Annotated in this window: 20 protein-coding genes and 1 pseudogene; 15 read left to right on the top strand and 6 right to left on the bottom strand. The window is 59.3% G+C overall.

The genetic code is table 11. The annotated features are described in order from the left end of the window. Positions 1 to 205: 205 nt before the first annotated feature. A complete protein-coding gene (locus LOKVESSMR4R_RS05320) occupies positions 206 to 1,420 on the bottom strand; it encodes a M24 family metallopeptidase (protein WP_087206629.1) in 1,215 nt (404 codons plus the stop codon). Between the two features lie 121 nt (positions 1,421 to 1,541). Then, a complete protein-coding gene (locus LOKVESSMR4R_RS05325) occupies positions 1,542 to 2,438 on the bottom strand; it encodes a LysR substrate-binding domain-containing protein (RefSeq protein ID WP_237331912.1) in 897 nt (298 codons plus the stop codon). A gap of 91 nt (positions 2,439 to 2,529) precedes the next feature. Here LOKVESSMR4R_RS05325 and LOKVESSMR4R_RS05330 point away from each other — a divergent pair, with 91 nt between their 5' ends. The 6 genes from LOKVESSMR4R_RS05330 to LOKVESSMR4R_RS05355 all read left to right on the top strand — a co-directional run bounded on the left by LOKVESSMR4R_RS05330 (position 2,530) and on the right by LOKVESSMR4R_RS05355 (position 8,981). Beyond that, positions 2,530 to 3,333: a creatininase gene (locus LOKVESSMR4R_RS05330; protein ID WP_087206630.1), complete on the top strand. Its 804-nt coding sequence runs from the start codon at positions 2,530 to 2,532 to the stop codon at positions 3,331 to 3,333. A gap of 45 nt (positions 3,334 to 3,378) precedes the next feature. Continuing rightward, positions 3,379 to 4,497: a polyamine ABC transporter substrate-binding protein gene (locus tag LOKVESSMR4R_RS05335; protein WP_087206631.1), complete on the top strand. Its 1,119-nt coding sequence runs from the start codon at positions 3,379 to 3,381 to the stop codon at positions 4,495 to 4,497. Between the two features lie 74 nt (positions 4,498 to 4,571). Then, positions 4,572 to 5,417, top strand: coding sequence for an ABC transporter permease (locus tag LOKVESSMR4R_RS05340; protein WP_087212671.1), 846 nt, complete (start codon positions 4,572 to 4,574; stop codon positions 5,415 to 5,417). Position 5,418: 1 nt separating this feature from the next. Next, positions 5,419 to 6,213: an ABC transporter permease gene (locus LOKVESSMR4R_RS05345; RefSeq protein WP_087206632.1), complete on the top strand. Its 795-nt coding sequence runs from the start codon at positions 5,419 to 5,421 to the stop codon at positions 6,211 to 6,213. Continuing rightward, complete coding sequence (locus LOKVESSMR4R_RS05350) at positions 6,213 to 7,334, top strand: ABC transporter ATP-binding protein (protein ID WP_204248727.1); 1,122 nt, start codon at positions 6,213 to 6,215, stop codon at positions 7,332 to 7,334. The genes LOKVESSMR4R_RS05345 and LOKVESSMR4R_RS05350 overlap by 1 nt, the downstream gene beginning before the upstream one ends. Positions 7,335 to 7,406: 72 nt before the next feature. After that, positions 7,407 to 8,981 carry a BCCT family transporter gene (locus tag LOKVESSMR4R_RS05355; RefSeq protein WP_087206633.1) on the top strand — a complete coding sequence of 525 codons (1,575 nt, stop codon included), beginning with the start codon at positions 7,407 to 7,409 and terminating at the stop codon, positions 8,979 to 8,981. 76 nt (positions 8,982 to 9,057) lie between these two features. On the opposite strand, the gene LOKVESSMR4R_RS05360 is transcribed toward LOKVESSMR4R_RS05355, so the two are convergent. Next, positions 9,058 to 10,053, bottom strand: coding sequence for a GlxA family transcriptional regulator (locus LOKVESSMR4R_RS05360; RefSeq protein ID WP_087212675.1), 996 nt, complete (start codon positions 10,051 to 10,053; stop codon positions 9,058 to 9,060). A 126-nt stretch (positions 10,054 to 10,179) separates the two neighbouring features. Here LOKVESSMR4R_RS05360 and LOKVESSMR4R_RS05365 point away from each other — a divergent pair, with 126 nt between their 5' ends. The 8 genes from LOKVESSMR4R_RS05365 to LOKVESSMR4R_RS05400 all read left to right on the top strand — a co-directional run bounded on the left by LOKVESSMR4R_RS05365 (position 10,180) and on the right by LOKVESSMR4R_RS05400 (position 20,243). Then, complete coding sequence (locus tag LOKVESSMR4R_RS05365; protein WP_087212678.1) at positions 10,180 to 11,433, top strand: sarcosine oxidase subunit beta family protein; 1,254 nt, start codon at positions 10,180 to 10,182, stop codon at positions 11,431 to 11,433. Positions 11,434 to 11,445: 12 nt separating this feature from the next. Beyond that, positions 11,446 to 11,745, top strand: a complete 300-nt coding sequence (locus LOKVESSMR4R_RS05370) for a sarcosine oxidase subunit delta (RefSeq protein WP_087206634.1) — start codon at positions 11,446 to 11,448, stop codon at positions 11,743 to 11,745. Beyond that, on the top strand, positions 11,742 to 14,744 hold the full coding sequence (locus LOKVESSMR4R_RS05375; RefSeq protein WP_087206635.1) for a sarcosine oxidase subunit alpha: 3,003 nt from the start codon (positions 11,742 to 11,744) through the stop codon (positions 14,742 to 14,744). The genes LOKVESSMR4R_RS05370 and LOKVESSMR4R_RS05375 overlap by 4 nt, the downstream gene beginning before the upstream one ends. Positions 14,745 to 14,757: 13 nt before the next feature. Continuing rightward, on the top strand, positions 14,758 to 15,288 hold the full coding sequence (locus tag LOKVESSMR4R_RS05380; RefSeq protein WP_087206636.1) for a sarcosine oxidase subunit gamma: 531 nt from the start codon (positions 14,758 to 14,760) through the stop codon (positions 15,286 to 15,288). A 78-nt stretch (positions 15,289 to 15,366) separates the two neighbouring features. After that, a complete protein-coding gene (glyA, locus tag LOKVESSMR4R_RS05385; protein ID WP_087206637.1) occupies positions 15,367 to 16,641 on the top strand; it encodes a serine hydroxymethyltransferase in 1,275 nt (424 codons plus the stop codon). Between the two features lie 3 nt (positions 16,642 to 16,644). After that, positions 16,645 to 18,066: an L-serine ammonia-lyase gene (locus tag LOKVESSMR4R_RS05390; RefSeq protein ID WP_087206638.1), complete on the top strand. Its 1,422-nt coding sequence runs from the start codon at positions 16,645 to 16,647 to the stop codon at positions 18,064 to 18,066. Continuing rightward, the gene (gene purU, locus LOKVESSMR4R_RS05395; RefSeq protein ID WP_110549028.1) at positions 18,032 to 18,940 is read left to right on the top strand and encodes a formyltetrahydrofolate deformylase; all 909 of its coding nucleotides are present in this window, start codon (positions 18,032 to 18,034) and stop codon (positions 18,938 to 18,940) included. Before LOKVESSMR4R_RS05390 ends, purU begins: the two co-directional genes overlap by 35 nt. 229 nt (positions 18,941 to 19,169) lie before the next feature. After that, positions 19,170 to 20,243, top strand: a complete 1,074-nt coding sequence (locus LOKVESSMR4R_RS05400) for an MFS transporter (RefSeq protein ID WP_087206639.1) — start codon at positions 19,170 to 19,172, stop codon at positions 20,241 to 20,243. A 1-nt stretch (position 20,244) separates the two neighbouring features. Here LOKVESSMR4R_RS05400 and tnpC read toward each other — a convergent pair. After that, positions 20,245 to 20,820 (bottom strand): annotated as a pseudogene (gene tnpC, locus LOKVESSMR4R_RS05405) (IS66 family transposase); the annotation flags it as partial. On the opposite strand from tnpC, the gene LOKVESSMR4R_RS05410 reads away from it, so the two are divergent. Beyond that, the gene (locus LOKVESSMR4R_RS05410) at positions 20,786 to 21,124 is read left to right on the top strand and encodes a rhodanese-like domain-containing protein (protein ID WP_237331913.1); all 339 of its coding nucleotides are present in this window, start codon (positions 20,786 to 20,788) and stop codon (positions 21,122 to 21,124) included. The pseudogene tnpC and the gene LOKVESSMR4R_RS05410 overlap by 35 nt on opposite strands. A 148-nt stretch (positions 21,125 to 21,272) precedes the next feature. Here the strand turns inward: LOKVESSMR4R_RS05410 and LOKVESSMR4R_RS05415 are convergent, their stop codons facing one another. Both LOKVESSMR4R_RS05415 and LOKVESSMR4R_RS05420 read right to left on the bottom strand, forming a co-directional pair. Then, a complete protein-coding gene (locus tag LOKVESSMR4R_RS05415) occupies positions 21,273 to 24,374 on the bottom strand; it encodes an efflux RND transporter permease subunit (protein WP_087206640.1) in 3,102 nt (1,033 codons plus the stop codon). Beyond that, entirely contained in the window at positions 24,371 to 25,669 is a 1,299-nt protein-coding gene (locus tag LOKVESSMR4R_RS05420; protein WP_087206641.1) for an efflux RND transporter periplasmic adaptor subunit, read from the bottom strand. The genes LOKVESSMR4R_RS05415 and LOKVESSMR4R_RS05420 overlap by 4 nt, the downstream gene beginning before the upstream one ends. Positions 25,670 to 25,671: the final 2 nt, after the last annotated feature.

The following is a 25,671-nucleotide window of genomic DNA, read 5'->3' on the forward strand; positions in this document are numbered from 1 at the left end:
AAACGAAACGGTCATCTGGCCCTTTGGGCCCAGTATAGTTCAGTCGACGCTGTTCGTTTGAATGAAGATCGGTACGCCCGCCCCACGCACAATCACTGTGTAGCCATGCTTTTGGGTTTCACGCGATAGGAGGGTTACCGCTATGACCAGCGCCATCAGGGCGCTGATCATAGCAATATTGTTTGCTACCGAGATAGCACTGATCTTAGTTCTTGATGACATTGTGCTCGGGGCCGAATGGGAAGCCGGTGATGTTCTCGACTGTATTGTCCTCGCCGATCACTAGGATGTCATGCTCACGGTAGCCGCCAGCGCCAGGCTGACCTTCCGGGATCATGACCATGGGCTCCATGGATACGACCATTCCGGGCTTGAGCTCCGTTTCAATGTCTTCGCGAAGTTCTACACCAGCCTCGCGGCCATAGTAGTGGCTCAGAACGCCAAAGCTGTGGCCGTATCCGAACGAACGATACTTCAGCAGGTCCCATTCGCGATACATTTCGTTGAGCTCGATCGCGATGTCCATGCAGCGCGCGCCGGGCTTGATCAGCTCGAGGCCACGTTCATGCACCGCCACGTTCTTCTCCCAGATATCGAGGCTTGCATCATCAACGTGGTCGCAGAAAAGTGTGCGTTCCAGGGCCGTGTAGTAGCCAAAGATCATCGGGAAGGTGTTGAGGCTGAGGATCTCGCCGGACTGCACCTTCTTGTTGGTCACCGGGTTGTGCGCGCCGTCGGTATTGATACCGGACTGGAACCAGGTCCAAGTGTCCATCAATTCGACAAACGGGAAGGAGTTGGCGATCTCGCGGATCATTGCATTGGTGCTGGCAATGGCGACTTCGTGCTCGGGAACACCGGCCTTGACCGCAGCGGCCACAGCAGCACCGCCAACGTCGGCGACGCGCGCGCCTTCTTTGATCAGCTTGATTTCTTCGTCCGACTTGATCGTCCGCATCCACATGGCGGGCTGGCCGACGTCAACGAACTCGACGCCCGGCAGGGCATCCTGAAGCAGTTGGCGATATTCCAGCGACACGTGGTCGAATTCGATACCGATGCGCTTGGCACCCGGTGTCAGTTGCTGGATCGCGCGGTAGAAGTTGTCACGACGCCAGTCAGTATATGTGATGTTGTTGCCGAAGCTGCGGCGGAAGGGTTGGCCGCCGTCGATGCCGGCAGAGATCGTCGTGGCGTTCTTCTGGTCAATGACCATGCCGTATTTACGACCGAAATAGCAGTACAGCCATCCGCTATAATAGTTGATGCAGTGATAGGAGGTGAAGAGCGATGCATCGACATCGTTCTTGCCCATCCAGTCGCGCAATTCGTTCTGGCGACGGGCCATTTCGTTATCTGAAAAGGGCGAGAACTCCTTCTCGCCGTTGTGCCATTCCATGACGTGGAGCATGTCGTCCATTGTCGATATTCCTCTCTGCTAACAGTGACCTTGTCTGCGTAGCAGTGTGGCGATGCGACGAAAAATTAATTGCAATCATCTTACCATAAGGATTATAAATTTACCTCGGTGGGAGTGCTCGTTATCTGGCGCGAGCATGCGTCGGCAGGCGGAAGGATGACACATCCTCCGTGATCTGCTCGATCAGTTTCAGCGCGGCATCGGACATCTTTATGTGCTTGTAGAACAGCCCAATGTGGATCTTTGACAATTTCGGGAAGCCATCGCTGGCGCTGAGGACCCGCATACCGGGCAGCAACGTCTTCTTTGTTAACGCGGTGACACCCATGCCATCCAAGACTGCCTTTTGGAGAGCTGCGACGCCGAGGCTTTCGAAGGACACGCGCCAATCGCGCCCTTCGGTATCAAGCGCGTCGATCATACGCTTGCGATAGAAACAGCCGTCGGGATGCGCGATCACCTTGAGTGGCTGATCCGGATCGATCTTGTGATCGCGGGCGCAGACCCAGACCGGACGTTCCGACCAGTAGATGGAGACGTGGGGCGCGGGCATTTCATCCGTGATGGCAATGGTCATATCGAGGTCATCAACATGGAGAGCTGCAAGAAGCTCACGGCTTCGGTAACAGCGAATGTCCAACAAGACAGCAGGGTTCTCGTGTGAGAACTTGGCAATAGCGCTTTGGAAATACTCTATTGAATAGTCGACCGGCAAGCCAATCCTGAGTGTTCCAAGAAAGGCTGCCTGCTGCAAATTGGCAACTGCCCGGTCATTGAGGCGCAGCATCTCCCGTGCATAGCCCAGAAGGGTCTGCCCGTCCGGCGTCAACTCTACTTGCTTGCCTTCATGCTTTAGTAATTTGGCACCGACAACCTCTTCAAGGCGCTTGATCTGCAAGGATATTGCCGGCTGCGTCCGCCCGAGAATATTCCCGGTTTCCGTATAGTTGCGTAGGTCGACCACAGTCACGAAGGTCCGCAGCAGGTCAGTTTGCAGGTTGGTGAATTTGCGCATCATTAACAATCCTTATCCAAGCATTGTTACTATGAATTTCTGTGGCAAGGCAAGCTGCCCTAAGGTCTGACGATCTTCAGATGCAGGGGGTGCAATGCCACATTCTACAGTTTTCGCCGCCGAAATGGCTTGGCCCGACTACCAGAAGCGAGTCCAGAACGGCGATGTGCCCATCCTGATCCCGCTCGGATCAATGGAACAGCACGGCCATCATATGCCAATGCATGTCGATGTGCTTTTGCCGACCGAATTCGCCCGCCGCGTGGCCGAGCAGGTCGGCGCCCTTGTAGCGCCGCCGTTCACCTACGGATACAAATCGCACCAGAAATCCGGTGGCGGAAACTTCTTTCCCGGCACGACCAGCCTTGATGGCGCGACTTTGGTGAACGCGCTCAAGGACGTGGTCAAGGAATTCGTGCGTCACGGCGTGCGCAATCTGTGCATTGTCAATGGCCACTTTGAGAATTCCTGGTTCATCACAGAAGCGATTGACCTTGCCTTGCGCGAACTGGGCTGGGGCGACATCCATGACGTCAAGGTCGTGGTCCTGTCCTATTGGGACTTTGTGGATCAGGCGTCGATCGAGAAGCTGTATCCGGACGGCTTTCTCGGATGGGACATCGAGCATGGAGGGGTTCTGGAAACGTCCCTGATGCTGCGTTTGCACCCCGATCTCGTGTCACTTCAAAACGCGGTCGAGCACGCCCCGGCAACATTTCCGCCCTACGACGTCTACCCGGCTAAGCCGGAATGGACACCAGCAAGTGGGACGCTGTCCTCACCAAAAGAAGCTACCGCCGAAAAGGGCGATATCCTTCTGGATGTGTGCACCAAGGGCATTATTGCGGCGCTCACAAACGAGTTCGGCAAAGCCGCCGCACTGGCGAGTGCAAGCTGATCCTCCCATCAAAAAAAGATAATAATCCCAACAAGGAGTAATCCGATGTCCACTAAATTGATCCGACCAAGTCGCCGCAGTCTGCTGAAGATGACAGGTGCCGCAGCCTTGGCAACGCCTTTCCTGTCCATCCGTGCGGCGGCGCAAACGACTGAATTGTCGATGCTTGCTTGGTATGGTCACGCAGAGCCCGATATCGTTGGCGAATTCGAAGAGGCCAACAACGTCAAGTTCGTGCCTAAATACTACACCGGCGGTGACAACATGCTGGGCCTGATCGCGCAATCCCCGCGCGGTACCTTTGATGTGATCCTGTCGGATGGCGAATATGTGCAGCAGCTTAACGCTGCTGGCTACATCGAAGAACTGGATCCCGCTGACTACGCCTTTGACGACTTCTTCCCCGAATTCCAGAAGTTCCCTGGCCATTGGCAGGACGACAAGCTCTATTCCGTCATCACGCGATTTGGCTTCCTCGGCGTAGCCTACAATACGGATGCTTTCACCGAAGAAGAGGCCTCCAGCTACGATCTTTTTGCAGACGAGCGGTTGACCGGAAAGCTCGGCCATTTTGACTGGCACCTGCCCAACCTGGGACAGATGAGCCTGCATGTCGGCAATTCATCGCCTTACGACATCGACGAAGCGGCTTGGGAAAAAGTGCAGGAGCATACCATGGGCCTGCGCCGTCAAGCTGGCGGCTTCTTCGATTATGGCGGCACTTTCTCGTCGCTCGACAACGGGCAAATGCTGGCCTTTGCAGGGATCGGTGACTGGATCACCGGTACCCTGGAAAAGAACGGCAGTCCGGTACGCAGCGTCATTCCAAAGGAAGGTGGCTTGCAGTGGACCGAGAGCTTCTCGATCGGCAAAGGCTCACAAAATCAGGAAATGGCCAAGAAGTGGATCCAGTACATCACCTCCCCGGAAGGCCAGGCGAAATCTGCTGACATGGCAGCCTATCCGGCTATCGTGCCCTCGCAGGCAGGATGGCGCGTGCTCAATGAGACCAATCCTGCCGAGGCACAGCGCCAAAACATGGTTCTGGGACAGCGCAATGCGATGGACATGATCCGTGAAGGGTTGATCCAGTATCGTCAGCTTCCGGTTCAGCAAAGCCTCGAAGACTGGAATGATTTTTGGTCCGACTACAAAGGCGCGTAAGGCGCCTTTGAGTTGGGGCGCATGGTTTTTCGCGCCCCAACAAGACGCCGGATTGCTCAGCTATGGGATCTGATATGACCAAGCGACCAACACTTTTTTCATTGATCTTGTCGATGCCGCTGCTGCTCTGGCAGTTATTGTTCTTTCTTTTTCCGCTCCTGTTTCTGGTCGCGATCAGTTTCTGGACAGTGCGCAACTTTCAGATGACGCCCGACCTCAACTTTGGAAATTGGGAGCGTGTCCTGTCACGTGGTGTGTTTTGGGACGCCTATTTCCGGACCATGGTCCTTGCTACGACAGCAGCCGTGGTCACCAGTATTATCGCTTTTCCGGCGTCCTATGCGATTTCATTCAAGATGAGTGAGAAAGCCAAGCGGTGGATGATCTTTATTCTCATCATTCCGTTCTTCACCAGCTATCTTGTCCGGGTCTATTCGCTCCAGGTCTTCTTGTCTGATGCGGGCATCCTAAACGCGGCATTCGCGTATATTGGTCTTGGGCCATTCCCGATGTTGAACAACGCATTTGGGATCATCGTGGGCATGGTGACGCTGACTTTGCCCTTGGTTGTTCTGTTGCAGACATTCAGCCTAAACTTCGTCAATCGCGACCTGATCGAGGCTGCGCATAACCTGCGCTGTGGCAGATTGCGGACGGTTTTTGCGGTGATTGTTCCATCAGCCAAAGTGGGTCTTGTGATCGCTGCGCTGTTTGCTTTTATCCTCAGTTTTGGAGACTTCGTCAGCCCGCTGTATCTTGGGGGCGGCAACCCTCCGACACTGTCGATCATGATCACCGATTTCACCAAGTCCGGTCAGCAATGGCCCCGCGCGGCGGTGGTTGCGATCATGATGATTATCACGCTGCTCACGGCAGCATTCGCGGCAGTCACCTATGCGTATAAAGAGCGGGGCAAATGAGATGGGTAACGAAAACCGCATAATCAACGCGCTGCTAAAACTGCACATCGTGCTTTGCCTGCTGTTCATATTTGCCCCGATCGCCGGAAGCTTTGTGTTCTCGCTCAACTCCGACCGCTTCCCGTCGCTGCCTCTAGGCGAGTTCTCGACCGAATGGTACCGTCTGATCTGGGAAGACCCGCTGGTTTGGCAGGGCTTCGGCAATACACTGGTCGTGGGGCTGACCGTCGCTGTCATTGCAACCATCCTGGGCTTCGGCGGGGCGTATACGGATTACCGGTACAATTTCACCGGTAAATCCGTCTACGTAGCTCTCGCACTTTTGCCACCGACCATTCCGGTCGTGATCATGGGGTTGGCCATGCTGGCCTTCCTGAGCCGTGTTAACCTGTCCGGTACGACCATTTCCGTCATCATCGCGCACGGTGTGATGTGCAGCCCGTTTGCAATGGCCATCATCCGCTTGCGCCTGTCGCAGATGGACCCTGACCTTGAGGCGGCATCGTGGAACATGGGCGGCAATCAATGGCAGACTCTTCGCTATGTGATCATCCCGTTCACCAAGCCTGCGATCTTTGCCGCGCTCTTCATTACCATGGCAGTCTCGTTCGATGAATTTGCGGTCGCGTGGTTCGTGTCGGGCCTCAACGAAACATTGCCTGTGAAGATTCTCGGCTTCCTGCAAGGTCAGGTCAGCCCGCGTATCAACGCCATCGGCTCACTCGCCTTCCTGAGCTCAATGACACTGATCATTTTGGCCCAGCTTCTGCTGCGCAGCCCGGAGGAGGAAAAATAATGAAAGCGAACGCACAAATGGAACAGCAATCAGAAGCGATCGTGAAGTTCGACAACGTCGTAAAGCGGTTCGGAAATTTCACTGCAGTCGAAAAAGCTGATTTCGAGATTGGTCGCGGAGAGTTCCTGGCCATCATGGGATCATCTGGTTGTGGCAAAACCACGACGCTGCGTATGCTTGCAGGCTTGGAAGATCCCACTGAAGGCGCAATCTATCTTGATGGCGAGAAGGTGAACGGCAAAGCCACGTGGGATCGCGATACACCGATGGTTTGGCAATCTTTGGCCTTGTTCCCGTTTCTGACTGTTCAGGAAAACGTCGAGTTTGCGCTCAAGATGCGGGGTGTTGGCAAAGAGGAACGTCGGCAGCGCGCGGAAAAGTGGCTCGAGAAGATGCAGATCACAGAGTTTGCGAACCGCAACATCAATCAGCTGTCTGGCGGTCAAAAGCAACGTGTGGCCTTGGCTCGCGCCTTGGTGACCGAGCCGAAGATCCTGCTGCTGGATGAACCTCTCTCGGCGCTTGATGCACACCTCAAAGTGCGCATGCAGGCTGTCTTGTCAAATCTGCAAAAGGATCTGGGGATTACATTTGTTTATGTGACACACTCCATGTCAGAAGCGTTTTCCATGGCCGATCGTGTGGTCATCATGAGCCGGGGTCAGATCGAACAGATCGGAACGCCTGAAGAAATTTATCGCGAGCCATATAATCGCTTTGTCGCGGAGTTTCTGGGCTCCGCCAACATCTTTGATGGTGTGGTTCAGGGCCCGGCCGGTGCAGATGGCTGGCAGGTCGCCTATGAGGGCGGAGAGACTATCTTGGGAAAGAGCGAGCTGCCGGATGCCAGGCAGGGCCAAAAAGTCACTTTCATCGTCAGCGCGGAGAACATGCAGTTGAGCTTGCCAGACAGTGGCCAACCCGGGATAGAAGCCAGCGTTGCGGGTGAGGAATTCATTGGCGGCACGGCAATGGTCTTTCTCGAGACCGCTGGCGGCCAAGAGCTTAAAGTACAGAAAAGCCATGACGAATTGTCGGTGCTCAATCTGCATCCCGGCTCGAAAGTGGTCGTGCATTGGGAATCCGGAAGCTGTCACGTGCTGCCTGGCGAGAACAAGTGAGTTTGGTCTAACATCAGCGCGCGCGTGAGATTACGATCCGCGCAATCAATTCGAACAACGGGGGCGGTTATCATGCTTATTCGATCTGGAGTCTTCAGAGGCGTAAATCCGTACTCGTCCTTAATTTCGGCGGGCATCATACTGCTTTTTGTCTTTCTTGTGCTCGCGTTTCCGACCAGTTCGGCAGATTGGATTGATTCAGCCCGGACATTCGTTACCTTCTACTTCAACTGGTGGTACGTTGTTCTATCGGGTGTTTTTCTCGTCTTTTTGGTCGCGATTGCCGTCAGCAAATATGGCTCTCTCCGGCTTGGTGATGCGGATGAGCGACCGAAATACAGCTACTTCACCTGGTTCGCCATGCTCTATGCTGCCGGGCAGGGGATTGGCATTATCTTCTGGTCGATCGCCGAGCCGATGTTCCATTATTCCGCAGGCACGCCGTTTGCTGAAGGCACAGGCAATCAAGCAGCGGCGGATATGGCGCTTCAGGTCACCTTCTTCCACTGGGGCCTCAATGCCTGGGCAATCTATTGCATAGTCGCACTGGCCCTTTGTCTTGTCAGCTACCGGCTGAAAAAACCGCTTGGGATCCGCTACACCCTCTACCCGCTGTTTGGGGATCGGGTCGAAGGGGCGCTCGGCGTCGTGATCGACGTGATTGCAGTGTTCGCGACTATTTTTGGCATCGCCACTTCGCTTGGTCTCGGCGTTACGCAGATCAACGCGGGTCTAAACCATATCTGGGATGTTCCGATTTCGGAGGCAGTCCAGCTTGTCTTGATCGCTGTCATCACCGCCGTTGCATTGTGTTCGGTTCTTTCGGGTCTGGACCGGGGCATAAAGTGGCTATCTCAGGTCAACATGTGGCTGACGATCGTCCTACTAGTCTTCTTCTTTGCCTGGGGGCCGACGCGGTATCTGCTTGTCAGTCTGGGTGACGCTACACTGTCTTACGTAACGCGACTGTTTTCGTTTAACGTTTATGTCGAAAGCGTGCCCGCCGAGGCGGCCCGATGGAGCGATATGTGGCAGGGCTGGTGGACGACCTTCTATTGGGGTTGGTGGATCTCTTGGGCGCCCTTTGTCGGTGTCTTCGTCGCGCGCGTTTCACGGGGCAGAACCGTTCGTGAATTCATCTTTGGCGTCGTCGGCGTTTCGTCTCTCTTGTCCTTTGTCTGGATTGTGGCCTATGGCGGGACTGCGCTCTGGGCGGAACTCTTTGGTCCCGGTGGCGTGTCAGATGCAGTGAGTGCAAACGTCTCGATGGCGCTCTTCGCGACCTTCGAAGCGATGGAAGTCGGAGCGATTGGGGTGGTGGCCGGTGTGCTTGGCACGATCCTCGTGACAACCTATTTCGTGACCTCCTCGGACTCCGGCACACTGGTTGTGGCCACGATCCTCAGTGAAGGCAACGAGGACCCGATGTTTCGTCATCGGTTCATATGGGGCACGTTCGAAGGAGTTGTGGCAGCGGTTTTATTGGTGGCAGGCGGAAGTGCTGCGCTTAGCACATTGCAAACGGCGGCCATCATTGCAGCACTACCGTTCTCATTGATCATGGTGCTCATGTGCGTGGCCATCGTTCGCTGCCTGTCGCTGGAGCACAGGGCGGAGAAATCAGCGGGGGTCGGCGAGACGACTTAACCAAAAATCCGTGGGCGGGTGAGACCGCGCCTGCCCACGGCAATCGGACTAGGCTGGTTCGACGAATGAGGCACCATTACGTTAACAGATCACGCGCGCCATCCGCGCGATTTTTCTGTCTCCAGGCATCGGGGGGAACGCCTTCGCGGGTGCGGAAGACCTTCCCGAAATGCGACGCATCGCAAAACCCTGTCGCGGCCGCGATATGGGTGACGGAATGATCGGTACGGCTCAGCAGGTGGCGTGCGACAGCCAGCCGGACCGATAGACCGGCCTCCGCAGGCGATAGTTGCAACGCATCGCCGAAATGGCGCTCCAACATCCTTCGACTGATTTTCAGGCGTTTTGACAATTGATTGACTGTCAACGGGGTCGCCACATTCTGGCGGATCAGATGTAACGCTTTCCTGACCAGCTTGTCCGATGTGGCAAATTCAAGCGGCAGACCGGGCTGAGGGTTTTCCGGCGTCTGCGCTTCATCAATGATCATGATGTTCAGGCTTTTGCGCGCCGCTGCCTGCCCGATATGTCGGTCCACCAGATAGGCAGCCAGATGAGCCGAACTTGCCCCGCCAGAACAGGTGAGACGATTGCGGTCTACGACGAAGATCTGGTCCGAGATCGGAATCAGCCCGTCGAACTGTTCCAGAAAATCGTTGTGATGAAACCAGCTCACGCAACAGCGATAACCATCCATCAAGCCCGCCTTATGCAGGATAAACGCACCTGTGCAGACGCCGACAATTGGCACATCGGCCAGAGCCGCGCGCTTGAGATAGGCGATATAGTCCGGGTTGAGATTTTCAATGGCCGAGATCAATCCCCCCACCACAACCACGTAATCAAACTCGCTCGGATCGCCCAGACGTTGATCGGGCTGAACTGGAATTCCGCAGCTTGATACCACCGGATTCATCGTCGCAGAGACAACGCGCCAGGAACATCTAATCGGGCGCGAACGATCACCTTCATCTGCCGCGAGCCGCAGAACATCCACGAAATTTGCGAATGCCGACAAGGTGAATTGCCGCGCCAAAATGAGGCCGATCTTCAGGGCAGGTTTTGGGTTCATTTCGGTCATTCCAGCAGGGGTTGCGTCGAAAATATACTAAGATTTTGGCGCAATAATACAATGATCTTACAGAAGGGTATGAGAAAGAAGAACAGACCGCTTCCTTACAAATTCGAGGCTTCCCAAATGACACATTTTTCGGGCCTTTCGCTCCTCAAGAATGCTCTGACGAGCAACAAGAAATGGCCCGAACAGTGGCCGGATTCGCAGCCCAAGAAAGAATACGACGTGATCATCGTCGGCGCGGGTGGGCATGGCCTGGGGGCGGCCTATTATCTGGCCAAGGAACATGGCATCACCAATGTTGCGGTGATCGAGAAAGGTTGGCTGGGCGGTGGCAACACCGGGCGCAACACAACGATCATCCGCTCGAACTACCTTTATGACGAAAGCGCACGTTTGTTTGATCATGCGCTGGATCTGTGGGAAAACCTGTCGACCGAACTCAACTACAATGTGATGTATTCCAAGCGCGGCGTGATGATGCTGGCGCATAATGTGCATGACGTGCAAAGCTTCCAGCGCCACATTCACGCCAACCGTCTGAATGGTGTGGACAACAAATGGCTGAGCGCGAAAGAGGCCAAGGCCTTCTGCCCGCCGCTCAACATCTCGCCTGATGCGCGCTACCCGGTGATGGGCGCGGCGCTGCAACAACGCGCCGGCACCGCGCGGCATGATGCGGTGGCCTGGGGCTATGCCCGTGCGGCGGCAAAGCTTGGTGTGGACATCATCCAGAACTGCCCGGTGATTGCGATCCGGCGCGGGGTCGACGGGTCGGTCGAAGGTGTCGATACCGCCAAAGGCTTCATCAAGGCCAAGAAGGTTGCGGTGTCTGCCGCTGGCCACACATCTGTGGTCATGGACAGCGCGGGTGTACGCATGCCGCTGGAAAGCTACCCGCTTCAAGCGCTTGTGTCCGAACCGATCAAGCCGGTCTTCCCCTGCGTTGTGATGTCAAACACCGTGCACGCCTATATCAGCCAGTCCGACAAGGGTGAGCTGGTGATCGGGTCGGGCACAGACCAGTACACCAGCTATTCTCAGCGCGGCGGTCTGCCGCTGATCGAACACACGGTTGCGGCGATTTGCGAGGTCTTCCCGATCTTCAACCGTATGCGGATGCTGCGCAAATGGGGCGGGATCGTCGATGTAACGCCCGACCGGTCGGCCATTTTGGGCAAGACGCCAGTCAAGGGGCTGTATGTCAATTGCGGCTGGGGCACCGGCGGGTTCAAGGCAACACCGGGTGCGGCGCATACGCTGGCCTGGACCGTGGCCAAGGACGAGCCGCACCCGATCAATGCCCCCTTCACCCTCGAACGCTTCACGACGGGTCGTCTGATCGACGAAGCCGCCGCTGCTGCCGTTGCGCACTAAGGAGACAAAAACATGCTTTTGATCCATTGCCCCTATTGTGACGACACGCTTCCAGAACTGGAATTCGCCTATGCCGGTGAAGCGCATATCACCCGCCCCGCCGATCCGTCCAAGCTGAGCGACGAGGAATGGCGCGATTTCCTGTTCATCCGCACCAACGTCAAGGGCGTGCATGCCGAACGCTGGCGTCACATCAACGGCTGCGGGCGCTTTTTCAACGCGCTGCGCGACACCGTAAGTGACCGCTTCGTCACCACCTACAAGGCCGGAGAGGCCCGCCCCGACACGAGCAAATTGGAGGCCGCAGAATGACCGAGTATCGTGTAAAGGGCCGTGGCCGCGTTGACCGCAACACGCCGGTCAAGTTCACCTTCGACGACGAGACGTTTCAGGGCTTTGAGGGCGACACGGTTGCTTCGGCGCTGCTCGCCAATGGCGTGCACCTGATGGGACGCAGCTTCAAGTATCACCGCCCACGCGGCGTCGTCACAGCAAGTTCGGAAGAACCAAACGCGCTGATCGGCACGACCCGTGGCAAAGGCCGGTTCGAGCCTAACACCCGTGCCACGATCCAGGAAATCTACCCCGGTTTGAAAACCGAGAGCCAGAACAAGTGGCCCAGTCTCAAATTTGATCTGGGCGCGATCAATGACCGTCTCTACATGCTGTTCTCGGCCGGGTTTTACTACAAGACCTTCATGTGGCCGCGCAGCTTCTGGGATTCGGTCTATGAGCCGCTGATCCGCAAGGCCGCTGGTCTGGGCAAAGCCCCAACCGAGGTTGACCCCGACACCTATGCCAGCCGCTATCTGCATTGCGACGTGCTGGTTGTAGGTTCTGGCCCATCCGGCATTGCCGCTGCTTTGGCAGCAGGGCGTTCGGGATCCAAAGTTGTGCTGGTGGACGAGAACTCGGAAATGGGCGGCACGTTGTTGTCCGAACCAACCGTCTCGATCGACGGCCAGCCCGCGTGGGAGTGGCTGGATGGGGCCATGGCCGAACTGGACCGGATGCCAAATGTGAGCCGCATGACGCGCACCACGGCGATGGGGTATTATCATCAGAACATGATCGGTCTGGTTCAGAAACTGACCGATCACATGGGCGATGTGCCCGACGGCGCGCCGCGCGAACGGATGTGGCGGGTGCGCGCCAAGGAAGTTGTGCTGGCCCAAGGCGCAATCGAACGACCCATGGTGTTTGACGGCAATGACACACCCGGTGTGATGATGGCCGGGGCGGCACAGACCTTTCTCAACCGCTTTGGCGTGTTGGTGGGCAAAGAGCCTGTTGTCCTGACCAGCCATGACAGCGCGTGGTACAGCGCCTTTGATATGGCCGATGCAGGCGCGAAAGTGGTCGCCATTATCGACACGCGCGAAGATGTTGCCCAAGCGTTGCAGGACGAAGCGGCGTCGCGCGGCATCAAAACCTATCTCAGCTACACCGCGACGGGCACCAAGGGCCGCCTCCGGGTCAAGGCGCTGCGCGTCAATCCTGTGCGCAACGGCAAGGTGGGTGCGGCGCACCTGCTGTTTTGTGACGCCGTGCTGGTCTGCGGTGGCTGGACACCATCGCTGCATCTGTTCTCGCACACCAAGGGATCGCTGGACTGGGACGCAGAGGCCAAGGCCTACCTGCCCGGTCACAAGACCGAAGACGTGCATATCGCAGGGGCCGGTCGCGGGCTTTGGGGCATCGCCTCGGTCCTTGAGGACGGCACCAAGGCAGGCGCCGATGCGGTCACATCGCTGGGTGGCACCGCGGGCATTGCGACCTACGAGGTTGCAGACGACCGCACCGGGACCGGCATCACGCAAAAGGAACTGCCAACAGATCGCAGCCCCGGCAAGGCCAAGGCGTTTGTCGATTTCCAGAACGACGTGACCGCCAAGGACATTCGTCTGGCCGTGCGCGAAGGCATGAAGTCGATCGAACACGTCAAGCGCTATACCACCAACGGCATGGCGACCGATCAGGGCAAACTGTCCAACATGAACGGCCTGACCATCGCCGCAGATGCGCTTGGTAAAGAGGCCCCGCAAGTCGGTCTGACCACCTTCCGCCCGCCTTATACGCCGACAACGTTTGGCGCATTTGCGGGCTACCACAAGGGGGCCCATTTTGAAGTCACGCGCAAAACCCCGATCGACGCGTGGGCCGAAGAAAACGGCGCAGAATTCGAGCCAGTCGCGCTGTGGCGGCGCGCGTGGTACTTCCCGCATGCCGGTGAGGATATGCACAAGGCCGTGGCGCGGGAATGCAAATCAACGCGCGAAAGCGTTGGCATGTTTGACGCCTCCACCTTGGGCAAGATCGAAGTCTCTGGCCCCGACGCAACCGAGTTCATGAACCGGATGTACACCAACCCCTGGACCAAGCTGGGCATCGGGCGTGCACGCTACGGCCTGTTGCTGGGCGAAGACGGGTTCATCCGCGATGACGGCGTGATTGGCCGGATGCGCGATGATCTGTTCCATGTCACCACCACAACCGGCGGTGCCGCGCGTGTGCTCAACATGATGGAAGATTACCTGCAGACCGAATGGCCCGACCTCAAGGTCTGGCTGACCTCGACCACCGAAGAATGGGCGACCATCGCCCTGAACGGTCCCAACGCGCGCAAGCTGTTGCAACCCTTTGTCGAAGGCGCGGACATCTCTGCTGACGCGATGCCGCATATGGCGGTTGTGGAATGCACCGTTGCAGGCTTCCCGTCGCGGCTCTTCCGGATCAGCTTTACCGGCGAGCTTGGCTTTGAGATCAACGTACCCGCGCGTCATGGTAAGGCGCTTTGGGAAAAACTTTGGGCCGCTGGTCAGCAATACGACATCTGCCCCTATGGCACCGAAACCATGCACGTGCTGCGCGCCGAAAAGGGCTTTATCATCGTGGGTCAGGACACCGACGGCACGGTCACACCGCAGGATGCGGGCATTGGCTGGGCGATTGGCAAGATGAAGCCTGATTTTGTCGGCAAACGCTCGCTCGATCGCCCCGACATCGTGGCACCGGGGCGCAAGCAGTTGGTGGGACTTCTGACCGACGATCCCAAGACCGTCCTCACCGAAGGCGCGCAGATCGTGGCCGACCCCAAGCAGGCCAAACCGATGAAGATGATCGGCCACGTGACCTCGTCTTATTGGTCGGAATCGCTTGGCCGCTCCATCGCCATGGCGGTGGTCGAAGGTGGCTTTGATCGCATGGACGACACTCTGCACATCCCGACCGAAAGCGGCGGAACCGTCGCTGCCAAGGTCACCGGAACCGTGTTTTATGACCCCGCGGGTGACCGCCTGAAGGTCGAATGAGGAGGACAAGACTATGAATGCTCCCGTGACATCTTTTGATGCCGTGTCCGTTGCGGTTCTGCCGCCACTGGCCCGCTTCAATCTGCGCATCGCCCCCGACGATCTGGCCGCGGCCTCGAAAGCCTTTGGGCTGACCCTGCCTGCCAAGATCGGCCAAGGCGCACGCAAGGACGACCGCGCGGCCTATTGCATTGGTCCTGACGAGTGGCTGCTGCACGCCGCAGAGGCTGACCAGCAGGCGATTGTCGCGGCCTTTAACGCCGTGCGCGAAAAGACACCACACAGCCTTGTGGTGATCTCGGACCGTGAGTTGACCATCAGTGTCACTGGTCCTGCTGCCTTGGATTTGCTGTCCGTGGCGTGCCCACTTGACCTGTCGCACATGGCCATCGGCAGCGCCAAGCGGACGGTGTTCGACTATGCCCAAGTTGTGCTGATCCGCGATGGCGAAGACGCTTTCCGCATTGAAGTCTGGCGGTCGTTCTTTCCGCATGTGCACGGCCTGCTTGAAATCGCTGCGCGCGAATTGGCTATCGGTCTTTAACGCCCGACCTCAACCGTACAACTGACGCGCCCTGACAAAGCGCGCGACCCCTTCCTTATGTCTGAAAGGACCCAACCCATGCTCGATTCCGCTAAAACCACCCGCATCACCGACACCGTCATTGCTGATGCCTTCAGCCTTGAGCTTGACCGCCAGCAAACCCAGATCGAACTGATCGCATCTGAAAATATCGTCAGCCGCGATGTGCTTCTGGCGCAGGGATCGGTGCTTACCAACAAATACGCCGAGGGCTATCCGGGTCGTCGCTACTACGGCGGGTGTGAGCATGTCGACACTGTCGAGCAGATCGCCATCGACCGTCTCAAAGAGCTCTTCGGCGCGGGTTTTGCCAACGTACAGCCGCATTCCGGCGCGCAGGCCAATCAGGCCGTGTTCCTTGCCCTGCTGAAACCGGGCGACCGGATCATGGGGCTGAACCTCGCGCATGGTGGGCACCTGACGCACGGCTCGCCCGTCACCATGTCGGGCAAATGGTTCGATGTGGTCAGCTATGAGGTCTCCAAGGACGATCTACTCATCGACATGGACAACGTGCGCAAAGTCGCGCTTGAGACGAAGCCAAAGCTGATCGTCGCGGGCGCGTCGGCCTATCCAAGGCACATGGACTTCGCAGCATTCCGCGCCATTGCCGACGAAGTCGGTGCCTATCTAATGGTCGACATGGCGCATTACGCGGGCCTTATCGCGGCGGGCGAATATCCTGATCCGGTGCCGCATGCTCATGTCGTGACTTCGACTACGCACAAGACGTTGCGCGGCCCACGTGGCGGGATCATTCTGACCAATGACGAAGCACTGGCCAAGAAGTTCAACTCCGCCGTGTTCCCTGGCAATCAGGGCGGCCCGCTGATGCATGTGATTGCGGCCAAGGCCGTGGCTTTTGGCGAAGCGCTACAGCCTTCGTTCAAGCAATATGCAAAGGATGTGATTGCCAATGCACGTGCGCTTTCTGAGGTGCTGGTTGCGGGCGGTCTGGGCGTGGTGTCGGGCGGCACAGATTGCCACATGGTTCTGGTCGATCTGCGCCCCAAAGGTGTGACTGGCAAGGCGGCGGAAATCGCACTCGAACGGGCCGGGCTGACCTGCAACAAGAACGCCATTCCGTTTGATCCTGAAAAACCCTTTGTCACCTCCGGCGTGCGCCTTGGCACATCCGCAGGCACGACGCGCGGCTTTGGCGAGGCCGAATTCCGCAAGGTGGGTGAATTGGTTCTCATGGTGATTGACGCGTTGTCGGCGAATCCTGAAGGCGACCCCGCTGTCGAGGCAGCGGTGCTGGAAGAGGTGCGCGCGCTTTGTGAAGCCCACCCGATCTACACTGACGGCGTGTAAGTCATGTTCTTGTCGGTTTTCGACATCTTCAAGATCGGTGTCGGCCCTTCTTCGTCGCACACGATGGGGCCGATGACCGCTGCCGCGCGTTTCCTCGACGATCTGCGCGGCGGGGCCGAAAAAATTCCCGGAGCGGGCACGCTGACCCGCCTGGGGGCCTCACTTCATGGGTCGCTCGCCTTTACGGGCAAGGGCCACGGAACGGACCGCGCGGTCATCCTCGGGCTGATCGGGTATCTGCCTGCCTCGCTTGATCCCGATGCTGCCGAAGAACTTGAGACCGAAGTCCGCCGCATCAAACGCATCAGCCCGCCGGGGCTGGGTACGCTCGATTTCGACCCCGAGAGCGATCTTGTGTTTGATTTTGGCCCACCTTTGCCGGGCCATGCCAACGGGCTCGTACTGAGCGCGTTCGACGAACGCGGGAATCCCTACATGACGCAGACCTACTATTCGGTTGGCGGTGGATTTGTCGTGACCGAGGCCGAGCTTGAGACCGAAAAGGCCGCCAAGACGAAGACGCTGCACGCCGAGAAGGAGGCGATGGGTTATCCCTATCCCTTCGGATCAGCAGCCGAGATGCTGGAGATGGGCCGCGCATCGGGCAAGAGCATCGCTGAGATGAAACGCGCGAATGAATGCGCCCATCAGAACATCCAGCCACGCGAGCTGTCTGGTCAGATCACCCGTATCTGCGACGTGATGAACGCCGTTATCGACCGCGGCCTTCGGATAGACGGCATTCTGCCCGGTGGGCTGAGCGTCAAGCGGCGCGCCAAAGCGATGCACGAACAGCTTCTGGCGGAACGCGGAAACAACCGCAGCCAGCCGCATGTCGCCAATGACTGGCTGTCGGTCTACGCAATGGCCGTGAACGAAGAAAACGCCGCCGGGGGCCGTGTTGTCACCTCGCCCACCAACGGCGCGGCCGGTGTCGTGCCGTCGGTCGTGCGCTATTACCGCGACCACTGCATCGGGGCCACTGATGCCGGTGTGGAAACGATGATGCTGACGGCGTCGGCCATTGGCGGGCTGATCAAGCACCGCGCGTCGATCTCTGGGGCGGAATGTGGCTGTCAGGCCGAAGTTGGCAGCGCCTCGGCCATGGGAGCAGCCGGACTGTGCGCAGCACTTGGTGGCACAAATGAACAGATTGAAAACGCGGCTGAAATCGCGCTTGAGCATCACCTTGGCATGACCTGCGATCCCGCCGCTGGGCTGGTGCAGGTGCCCTGCATCGAACGCAACGGTCTGGGGGCCATAAAGGCGGTCAGCGCTGCAAGTCTCGCGCTGCGTGGGGACGGTACGCATTTCATGCCGCTCGACAATTGCATCGAGACCATGCGCCAGACCGGCGAAGACATGAACACCAAATACAAGGAGACGAGCCTTGGAGGCCTTGCTGTCAACCTGCCGGAATGCTGAGCCAAATCCAGTTTTGCGGGAGCCATCCGAACCACAATTCATCCTGAAACTATCCTGCGACGCGGCACCGGGGATCGTGGCGGCGGTGACGTCCGCGCTGGCCTCCCAGGGGGCCAATCTCGTCGAGACCGCGCAGTTCTGGGATCGCCAGAGTGATCGCTTTTTCCTACGCGTTGCGTTTCTGGCAGAGGACGGCGATGAGACCCGCATCCTCGACGCGCTCGCACCGATCAAGGTGCAGTTTGATATGGATTTGAACCTCCGCCATACGGCACGCAAGCCGCGCCTGCTCATCATGGTGTCGCGCTTTGATCACGCAATGCTGCATCTTCTGTACCAAGTTCGTGTTGGCTGGCTCGATGCTGAAGTCGTGGCCATCGTTTCGAACCATCCAGATGCGCGCCGCATCGCGGAACACGAAGGTTTGCCCTTTTACCACCTGCCTGTAACCCGTGAAACCAAGGCCGAAGCCGAGGCGGAACTGCTGACGCTGGTCGAGGAAACAGACGCCGATCTGGTGGTTCTGGCGCGTTACATGCAGGTGCTGTCTGACGAATTTTCGCGCGCGCTATCGGGGCGGGTGATCAATATTCACCACTCGTTCCTTCCCAGCTTCAAGGGGGCCAAGCCCTATCACCAGGCGCATGAACGTGGGGTCAAGCTCATTGGGGCCACGGCGCACTATGTCACCGCCGACCTCGACGAAGGGCCGATCATCGAGCAGGAGGCTGAGCGAGTCGCCCATTCCATGACCCCGGACGATCTTGTGGCGGTCGGCCGTGATATCGAAGCGCGGGTTCTGGCGCGCGCAGTCAAGATGCACCTTGAAGGACGCGTCATGCTGAGCGGGCAGCGCACGCTGGTTTTTACGTAGCCGCCGACGAACATCACAGTGCCGCATACAGCACTGCGTTGCGCAGACCCGCCGCCCGCTGCGATGACATAGCTCGGGTGGTATTGGTCAAAGAAACGAAGACTTAACAACGAAACGGAATGAATCCGGAATTCCAGATCATCGGAGTCCAGGCAATCTGGAAAAAAACTGGTCAGAAATTCTGACATCTTGAATACCATGTAAAGAAGTACTCTCTAGGATCGTGAAAATGTCGCGAGGATATCTCTACGTTTTATTCTTCACGGCCATCTTTTTGCAAGCTGGAGCATATGGCCTCACCTTTATGCTGCCGAGGCTGTTTGACAGTTTCGGGGCTGATGAAAAAGTCGTGGGCAGCATGCTTTTTGCGACGACGATCTCAACTATCGTGACTGTCTACTTCTCAGGTCATCTGTCTGACTATTTTGGACGACAGCGCACGTTGAGCGGGGCTTGCATTGCGATATCCGTTTCCCTTCTTCTTTATGGCTTTGTTGATGTCGTTGGGATCAGTTTGGTCGTGGCCAGCCTCTTGTTGGGGTTTGGGTGGGGGCTCACTTATTCGCTCGGTCCTGTTGTACTGTCGAGGCTTGTCAACGCGGACATGCGCGTACGCTTTTTTACCCTCCTTTCGGTGTTCGTCATGGCAGGCTTTGGTCTTTCCCCTGTCCTGGCAGCTGTCCTTGAAGGTGCCGGATTTTCCGTGCGCCATGCATTTTTCGTGACTGCGGCCCTGTGCATCGTCAGTGCCATCCTGTTTTTGTTTCTCGATCGCCCGATCAAGGCACACGCGATCAACCCGCGGGCCGAACTGCCTTCGAGGATCACACGCGCCGCTTTGTCGGGCGTCATCGCATCGCGCTCGTTCCTGCCGATCATGATGATCTGCCTCGGGGCCAGTGTCTTCGCTGGAATGATCAATTTTCAAACGGTGTTCGCAGATGCAAGGGGCCTTAATTACGCCAGTTTCTTCTTGATCTATACCATTACAGTTGTGGTTTTTCGTTTGATTTTGTCGCGTTTCAAGGATGGAACAAACCCGTATCGCACGATTGCGGTGCTGTTGTATGTGATGTGTGTCAGCGTTGTGATCTTCATCTTCAGCGGCGCAAGTTTTCCGCTGTACATGCTGGTGGCTGTTCTCTTTGCGGTTGGCTACGGGATATCCTATCCGCTCCTTGTCACTGTGACAGCCAACGATGCCGAGGAGCACCTCAGTGCGCAGACCCTACAGCTCTTTGCACTCACTTATTTTATTGGCATATTCGGTTTCCCGGTATGCGTCCGGTCAGACTGGCGTTGACTTACTCGGGCTGCCAATTCCACGGCATGAGGTCGTCGAGGCGGTTCATTTTATGATCCGCGACACGGGCGAGAACCCAACGGAGCCAGGCTTCAGGATCGACACTGGTCATGCGGCAGGTTTCAACAAGCGTGTAGGCGATTGCAGCGGCATCACCGCCGCCCTTTGATCCCATGAACAGATAATTTTTGCGCCCGAGAGTCACCGGTCTGATTGATCGCTCGCAGATATTGTTGTCCAGCTCCAGCTTGCCGTTTTCGAGATACGCACGGGCCTTGGGCATGCGACCGAGCGCATAGCGAATGGCTGCTGCCATGGTTGATTTACCGGAAATCTTCGGCAATTGAAGCGAGAGCCATGCCTCGAGGTCATCGAAGACTGGCTTCGCCTTTGCCTGTCGCAGGGCAACGCGTTCTTCAGCAGGTTTGTAGCGCGCCTCTTTTTCCACAGCATAAAGGGCAGCGATCCGCTTGATCGTCTCCTCGGCGATGGCAGACCCCTCGCTTTCATAGATATCGACGAACTTGCGGCGCACATGGACCATGCATGCCTGCTCGCTGGCGCGATCTGCCCCGAAGTCCGGCATCATCCTGCCCCAGCAACTCGACCAGACCGTCTTCGAGACAGCGCTCTTCGTCGATACACGGGACGCGGGCCAGTTCGAGGAAGGCACGATCCCCGGCGCGGTGAACATCGAGTGGCGCGAGGTGCTCGACCGGCTCGACGAGATCCCCGAAGACCGGATGACCATCCTGTTTTGCAACACGGGTAGCTTGTCGGCGCAGGCGGCCTTTGCGCTGCGGGTGGCAGGGCGGTCGAACGTCGTCGTCATGCAGACGGGCTTTACCGGCTGGCTGCAGGACGCGGCATATAAGCCCTGACAGAGCGGTCTTGGCCGAAATTTCGGCTGATGCCTTGCGGGCCTCCCCTTGGTGAATGCCGATTGGCACCGCCCGTAACTGAGCTCAACAAGTCGCCAAGGTCACCGCCGGTTTCGAACATTCATGTTTCTTGAGGCGGCCGGCGGTGTCAGCGACCTTCTGGAACGGCAAGATGGCCATGTTTCCTTGGCCGCACGTCCTCGAGTGCTGCATAGAACGCAGGCAACACCAACAGGATCAGAACCGTTGCGGCGAGCAGGCCGAAGACCACGGAAATTACCAGTGGCTTGAGCGTCTGGGCCTGGGTCGAGGTTTCCAGCAGCAAGGGTGCCATGCCCATGATCGTGGTCGAGACCGAGACGAAGATGGGGCGGAACCGCGACCGCACAGCTTCGCCTGCGGCCAGCGCAGCTGACAGTCCCTCGGCGCGACGGGCGTTGATGACGCCGACCAGCAGGATGGCGTTGTTCACCACGATCCCTGCAAGCGACGCCGCTCCCACCAGCGACGGCATGGAAATGTTGTAGCCCATCAGGACATGGCCCCAGATCACGCCCAAAAACGCCAGCGGGATGGTGATCATCACGATCAGCGGCTCGATATAGCTGCGGAACTGGAAGCTAAGCACGAGGTAGATACCCACAAGCCCGATCAGGAAGCCGCGCAGGATCGAGGCGACGGTTTCTGCGGAATTCGCGGCCTGCCCGCCGATGTCGAATCCAAGGCCGGGGGTGGAGGCCGCCAGATCGGGCAGAAAGCCCTCGGCCAGCCGCGCGGTGATCGCGTCGGCATTGCCGATTCGACCGTCTACATCCGCCGCAACGGTCAGGGTGCGCTGGCCGTTGCGGCGCGTGATGGTGCCCCAGCCGCGCGCCTCGTCAATGGTGGCGATGCTGGAGAGCGGCACGGTGCCACCACCGGACAGGGCGATCTCGAAGAGGTTCAGGTCAGCGCGGGTGGCACGGTCACCATCGGCCAGCCGCACCTCGATATCCCAGGCCAAGTCGCCGCGCCGGATTTCCGCAAGCTGCGTGCCGAGGAAGCCCGCGCGGAGCTGGCCTGCCACATCCGTGGCGCTCAGTCCCAGCGCCTCGGCACCCGGCGACAGGCTTAGCCGCAATTCGGGCGCGCCGGGGCGCAGGTCGATAATCGCGTTGCGAACACCGGCATAGGTTTCCAGCTCGGCCTGTGTGGCGCGACCCGCCGCCTCAAGCGTGGCGAGGTCGGGGTGCGTCAGGCGCAGCTCGACCGCGATGCCTTGCGGGCCGATGCCCGGCTCGGTCAGGATCAGTGAGTTCACGCCGGGCAGGGCGCCGATTTCTTCGCGCCAGAGTGTCACGATCTCGTCCAGCGTGCTGCTGCGTGTCTCGGCACCCAGAAGGTCCACCGCGACGGTGGCGACATGGGCGCCGGTTTCGCCCGCAGACAGGTTACGGCCCAGACGGGTGATGCGGCGAATAACCAGCGGTTGCGCCTCGGGCTGTTCGGGTGTCAGACGGGCGTTCACGCGGTCAAGCGCCGCCTCGACCTGTGCGACCGCCTGGCCCGTGCGCGCCAGCGGGGTGCCTGCGGGCAGCATCAGCCGCGCCTCGAGCACGTCGCCGTCGATCTCGGGCATCGCCTCGCGCTTGACCACGCCGCCGCCCAATGCGCCGACGGTCACGATAAGGGCCCCGATGGCCAGCCCCGCGACCAGCCAGCGCCAGCGGATCGCGGCATCGGCCAGACGGCCCACACCGCGCTCGCGCAGTGCGTCGAAGCCAGCATCGAAGCGGAGGCGGAACCGAGATGGGGCGGTATGCTTCATCCCGCCTTTCAGATGGTGGGGCAGGATCAGGAACGCCTCGACCAGCGAGGCGGCGAGGGCTGCCAGCAGGACCACCGGCAGGACTTCGAGCACCGCGCCCAACTCGCCTGCGAGGAAGGCCAGGGGCAGGAACACCGCCAGCGTCGTCAGAAAGGACGAGATCACGCCGGGTGCCACGGCGGCGACGCCTGCCGCCACTGTCTCGACTGTTGCGCCCTTGGCAGAATTCACCGCGATGGAATCCGCGATCACGATGGAATCGTCCATCACGATCCCGATCGCCATCAAAAGCGCGACCAGTGTCATCATGTTCAGGCTGAGCCCCGTCAGCGCCATCCACACAAACGCCCCCGCAAAGGCTACGGGCAGGCCCATCGCGGCCCAGATCGCGAAGCCGGGGCGGAAGAACAGGCTCATCACCACGACGACCAGCACAAGGCCGATCACGCCGTTCTGCACCAGCATCACCAGCCGGTCGCGGATGATAGAGGTCACGTCCTGCACCACTTCGACGGAAATCGTGTCCGGCAGGCGGGCGGTTTCCTTGGCCACGAGTGCCGCGACCCCGTCCAGCACCCGAAGCGCGTCGGCATCCAGCGCCTTTGATACGTCGAGCACGAGGGCAGGCACCCCGTCGACAAAGGCGCGGTCCTGCGCCGGCTCGAAGCGCTCCTCGATCACTGCCACGTCGCCCAAGGTCAGGGTCGCGCCGTTGGGCAACACCAGCACGGGGATCGTGGCCAGCGCCGTGGCCGTGTCGCGCTCGGCGGTGAAACGCAGCGTCAGGTCCGCGCCTGCGCCTTCGAGCGTGCCTGCGGGCAGGTCGATGTTCTGTGCGGCGATGGCGGCGGACAAAGCAGCGGGGGTCAGCCCGTGGCTGTCGAGCACGGCGCGCGTCGCGGTGATGGAAAGCGTCCGGTTGCCTAAACCCCCTCGGGTCACGCGGGCGACTCCGGGCAGGGCAGTCAGGCGGTCGGACAGGGCGTCGGCATAAAGGTCCAGTTCGCCCAGCGGCAGATCGCCCGAGATAGCCACCGAGGTGACCGGATCGGAGCGGTGCAACTCGCGCACCACCGCAGGATCGGCACGGTCAGGAAAGCTGTCGATGGCCGAAACCTCGGTGCGCAGGGAATTGACGAAACGCAGGGCGTCATTGCCCGGCGCCATGGTCGCCACGGCCCGCGCGCGTCCGGACTGGGCGGTGCAGGTGAGCGTCTCGAGCCCCTCAACACCCTGCACCCCGTCCCAAAGCGGTGCGCAGATCGCGGTCTCCACATCTTCGGCGGCGGCACCGCGATAGGGCACGGTGATCTCGGCCTCGACCGCGCGGAAATCGGGAAATGTCTCGCGCAAGAGACCCGGTGCGGCAAAGGCACCGGCGGCGAGGAACAGCAAAAGCAGCAGGTTGCCCGCCGTCGGGTGGCCGGTGAACCAGCGGATCATCGCACGGCCCCGATCGGCATCAGCGCCATGCCGGGAATGGCCGGGGCGATGTCGTCGATCACCACGCGGTCGCCGGGGACGAGCCCTTCGGTGATGACGACCGAGCCGTCTTGTGCAAAACCGGCGGTGACGGGCCGCAGCTCCAGCCTGTTATCAGCGGTTGCGATACGCACCATGCCCCCATGCAGTGCCGCTTCGGGGATTGCGATGAGGCCTGACATGGAAGCGCCGGAAAAGGAAAGCTGCACCTGCATGTTGGGCACCAGCGGCAGACGGCGGGGCGGGTCCGCGCCTTCATAGGGATCATCGACCCTTACCACGACAGGGACGGTGCGCGCGCGGGAATCCAGCGCGCCCTCAATCCGGACAACGCGGGCGGTCCAGACTTGGGTCGGGTCCGACAGCGGGCTAAGCGTCACCGCGACTTGCGTGGCTGGCAGGTCGCGCATCATGTTCGCAAGGGTGATGCCTTCAGGCGCATTTCCCAGCAGGCGGCGAAAGCTGTCGATCGGCAGATGCGCCACCACCTCGGCCGCCGCGATGCCGTCACCACGGATCACCACCTGACCGGTGCTGACAGTCTGAAACAGCTCTGCATTTACCTCGGTCACGCGCAAGCCGAACGGAGTCGTTAGCGTTGTGCGGTCGAGCGCGCGGCGCGCACGGCCGATGGCGGCCTCGCTGCGCGCGACCTGTGCCGCGATCCGTGCCTCGCGGGACGGGATCAGAGCCATCGCATTTTCCAGTTCCGCGACCGTGCGGCGGGCCTGAAGGGTGGCACGCTCGGCCTCATCGACGCGCGATTGCGGGACCGTGCCCTGTTCGGCGAGTGTCCGCGTGCGGGTCAGATCGGCCTCGGCCAGCGTCAGTCGTGCGCGTTCCAGATCGAGGATGCGGCGTGTGTTGTCGGCCTCGGTGGTCAGTTGCGCGCTTTCGGCGTCCAGCGCCGCAAGGTCGGCCTGCGACTGCGCCAGTGCGAGCGCGTAGTCGGCAGGGTCGATCCGCAGCACTTCGGTCCCCTCTGGGATCAGGCGACCGGGTTCCAGATCCGGATGGCGCCAGATCACCTCGCCCTGAACCTCGGCTACGGCGACCCAGGTGTCGGCCGCTCGCAGGTTGCCCCACGCCGTGGCGGTCGGGCGCAGGTCTGCTGCGGCGACCGTCATCACGCGAACGGGCAGGGCGGGTACGCTGCCCTCGATCTGGGCCGGCCCTGGGGCCGATGAGATCATCCAGACCGCCGCGGCGATGCCGAGCGCGATGGGTGGCAGCGCGAGAAGGGGGGCCAGACGCATGG

This window comes from Yoonia vestfoldensis (genome assembly GCF_002158905.1).
Lineage (GTDB): Bacteria > Pseudomonadota > Alphaproteobacteria > Rhodobacterales > Rhodobacteraceae > Yoonia > Yoonia vestfoldensis_B.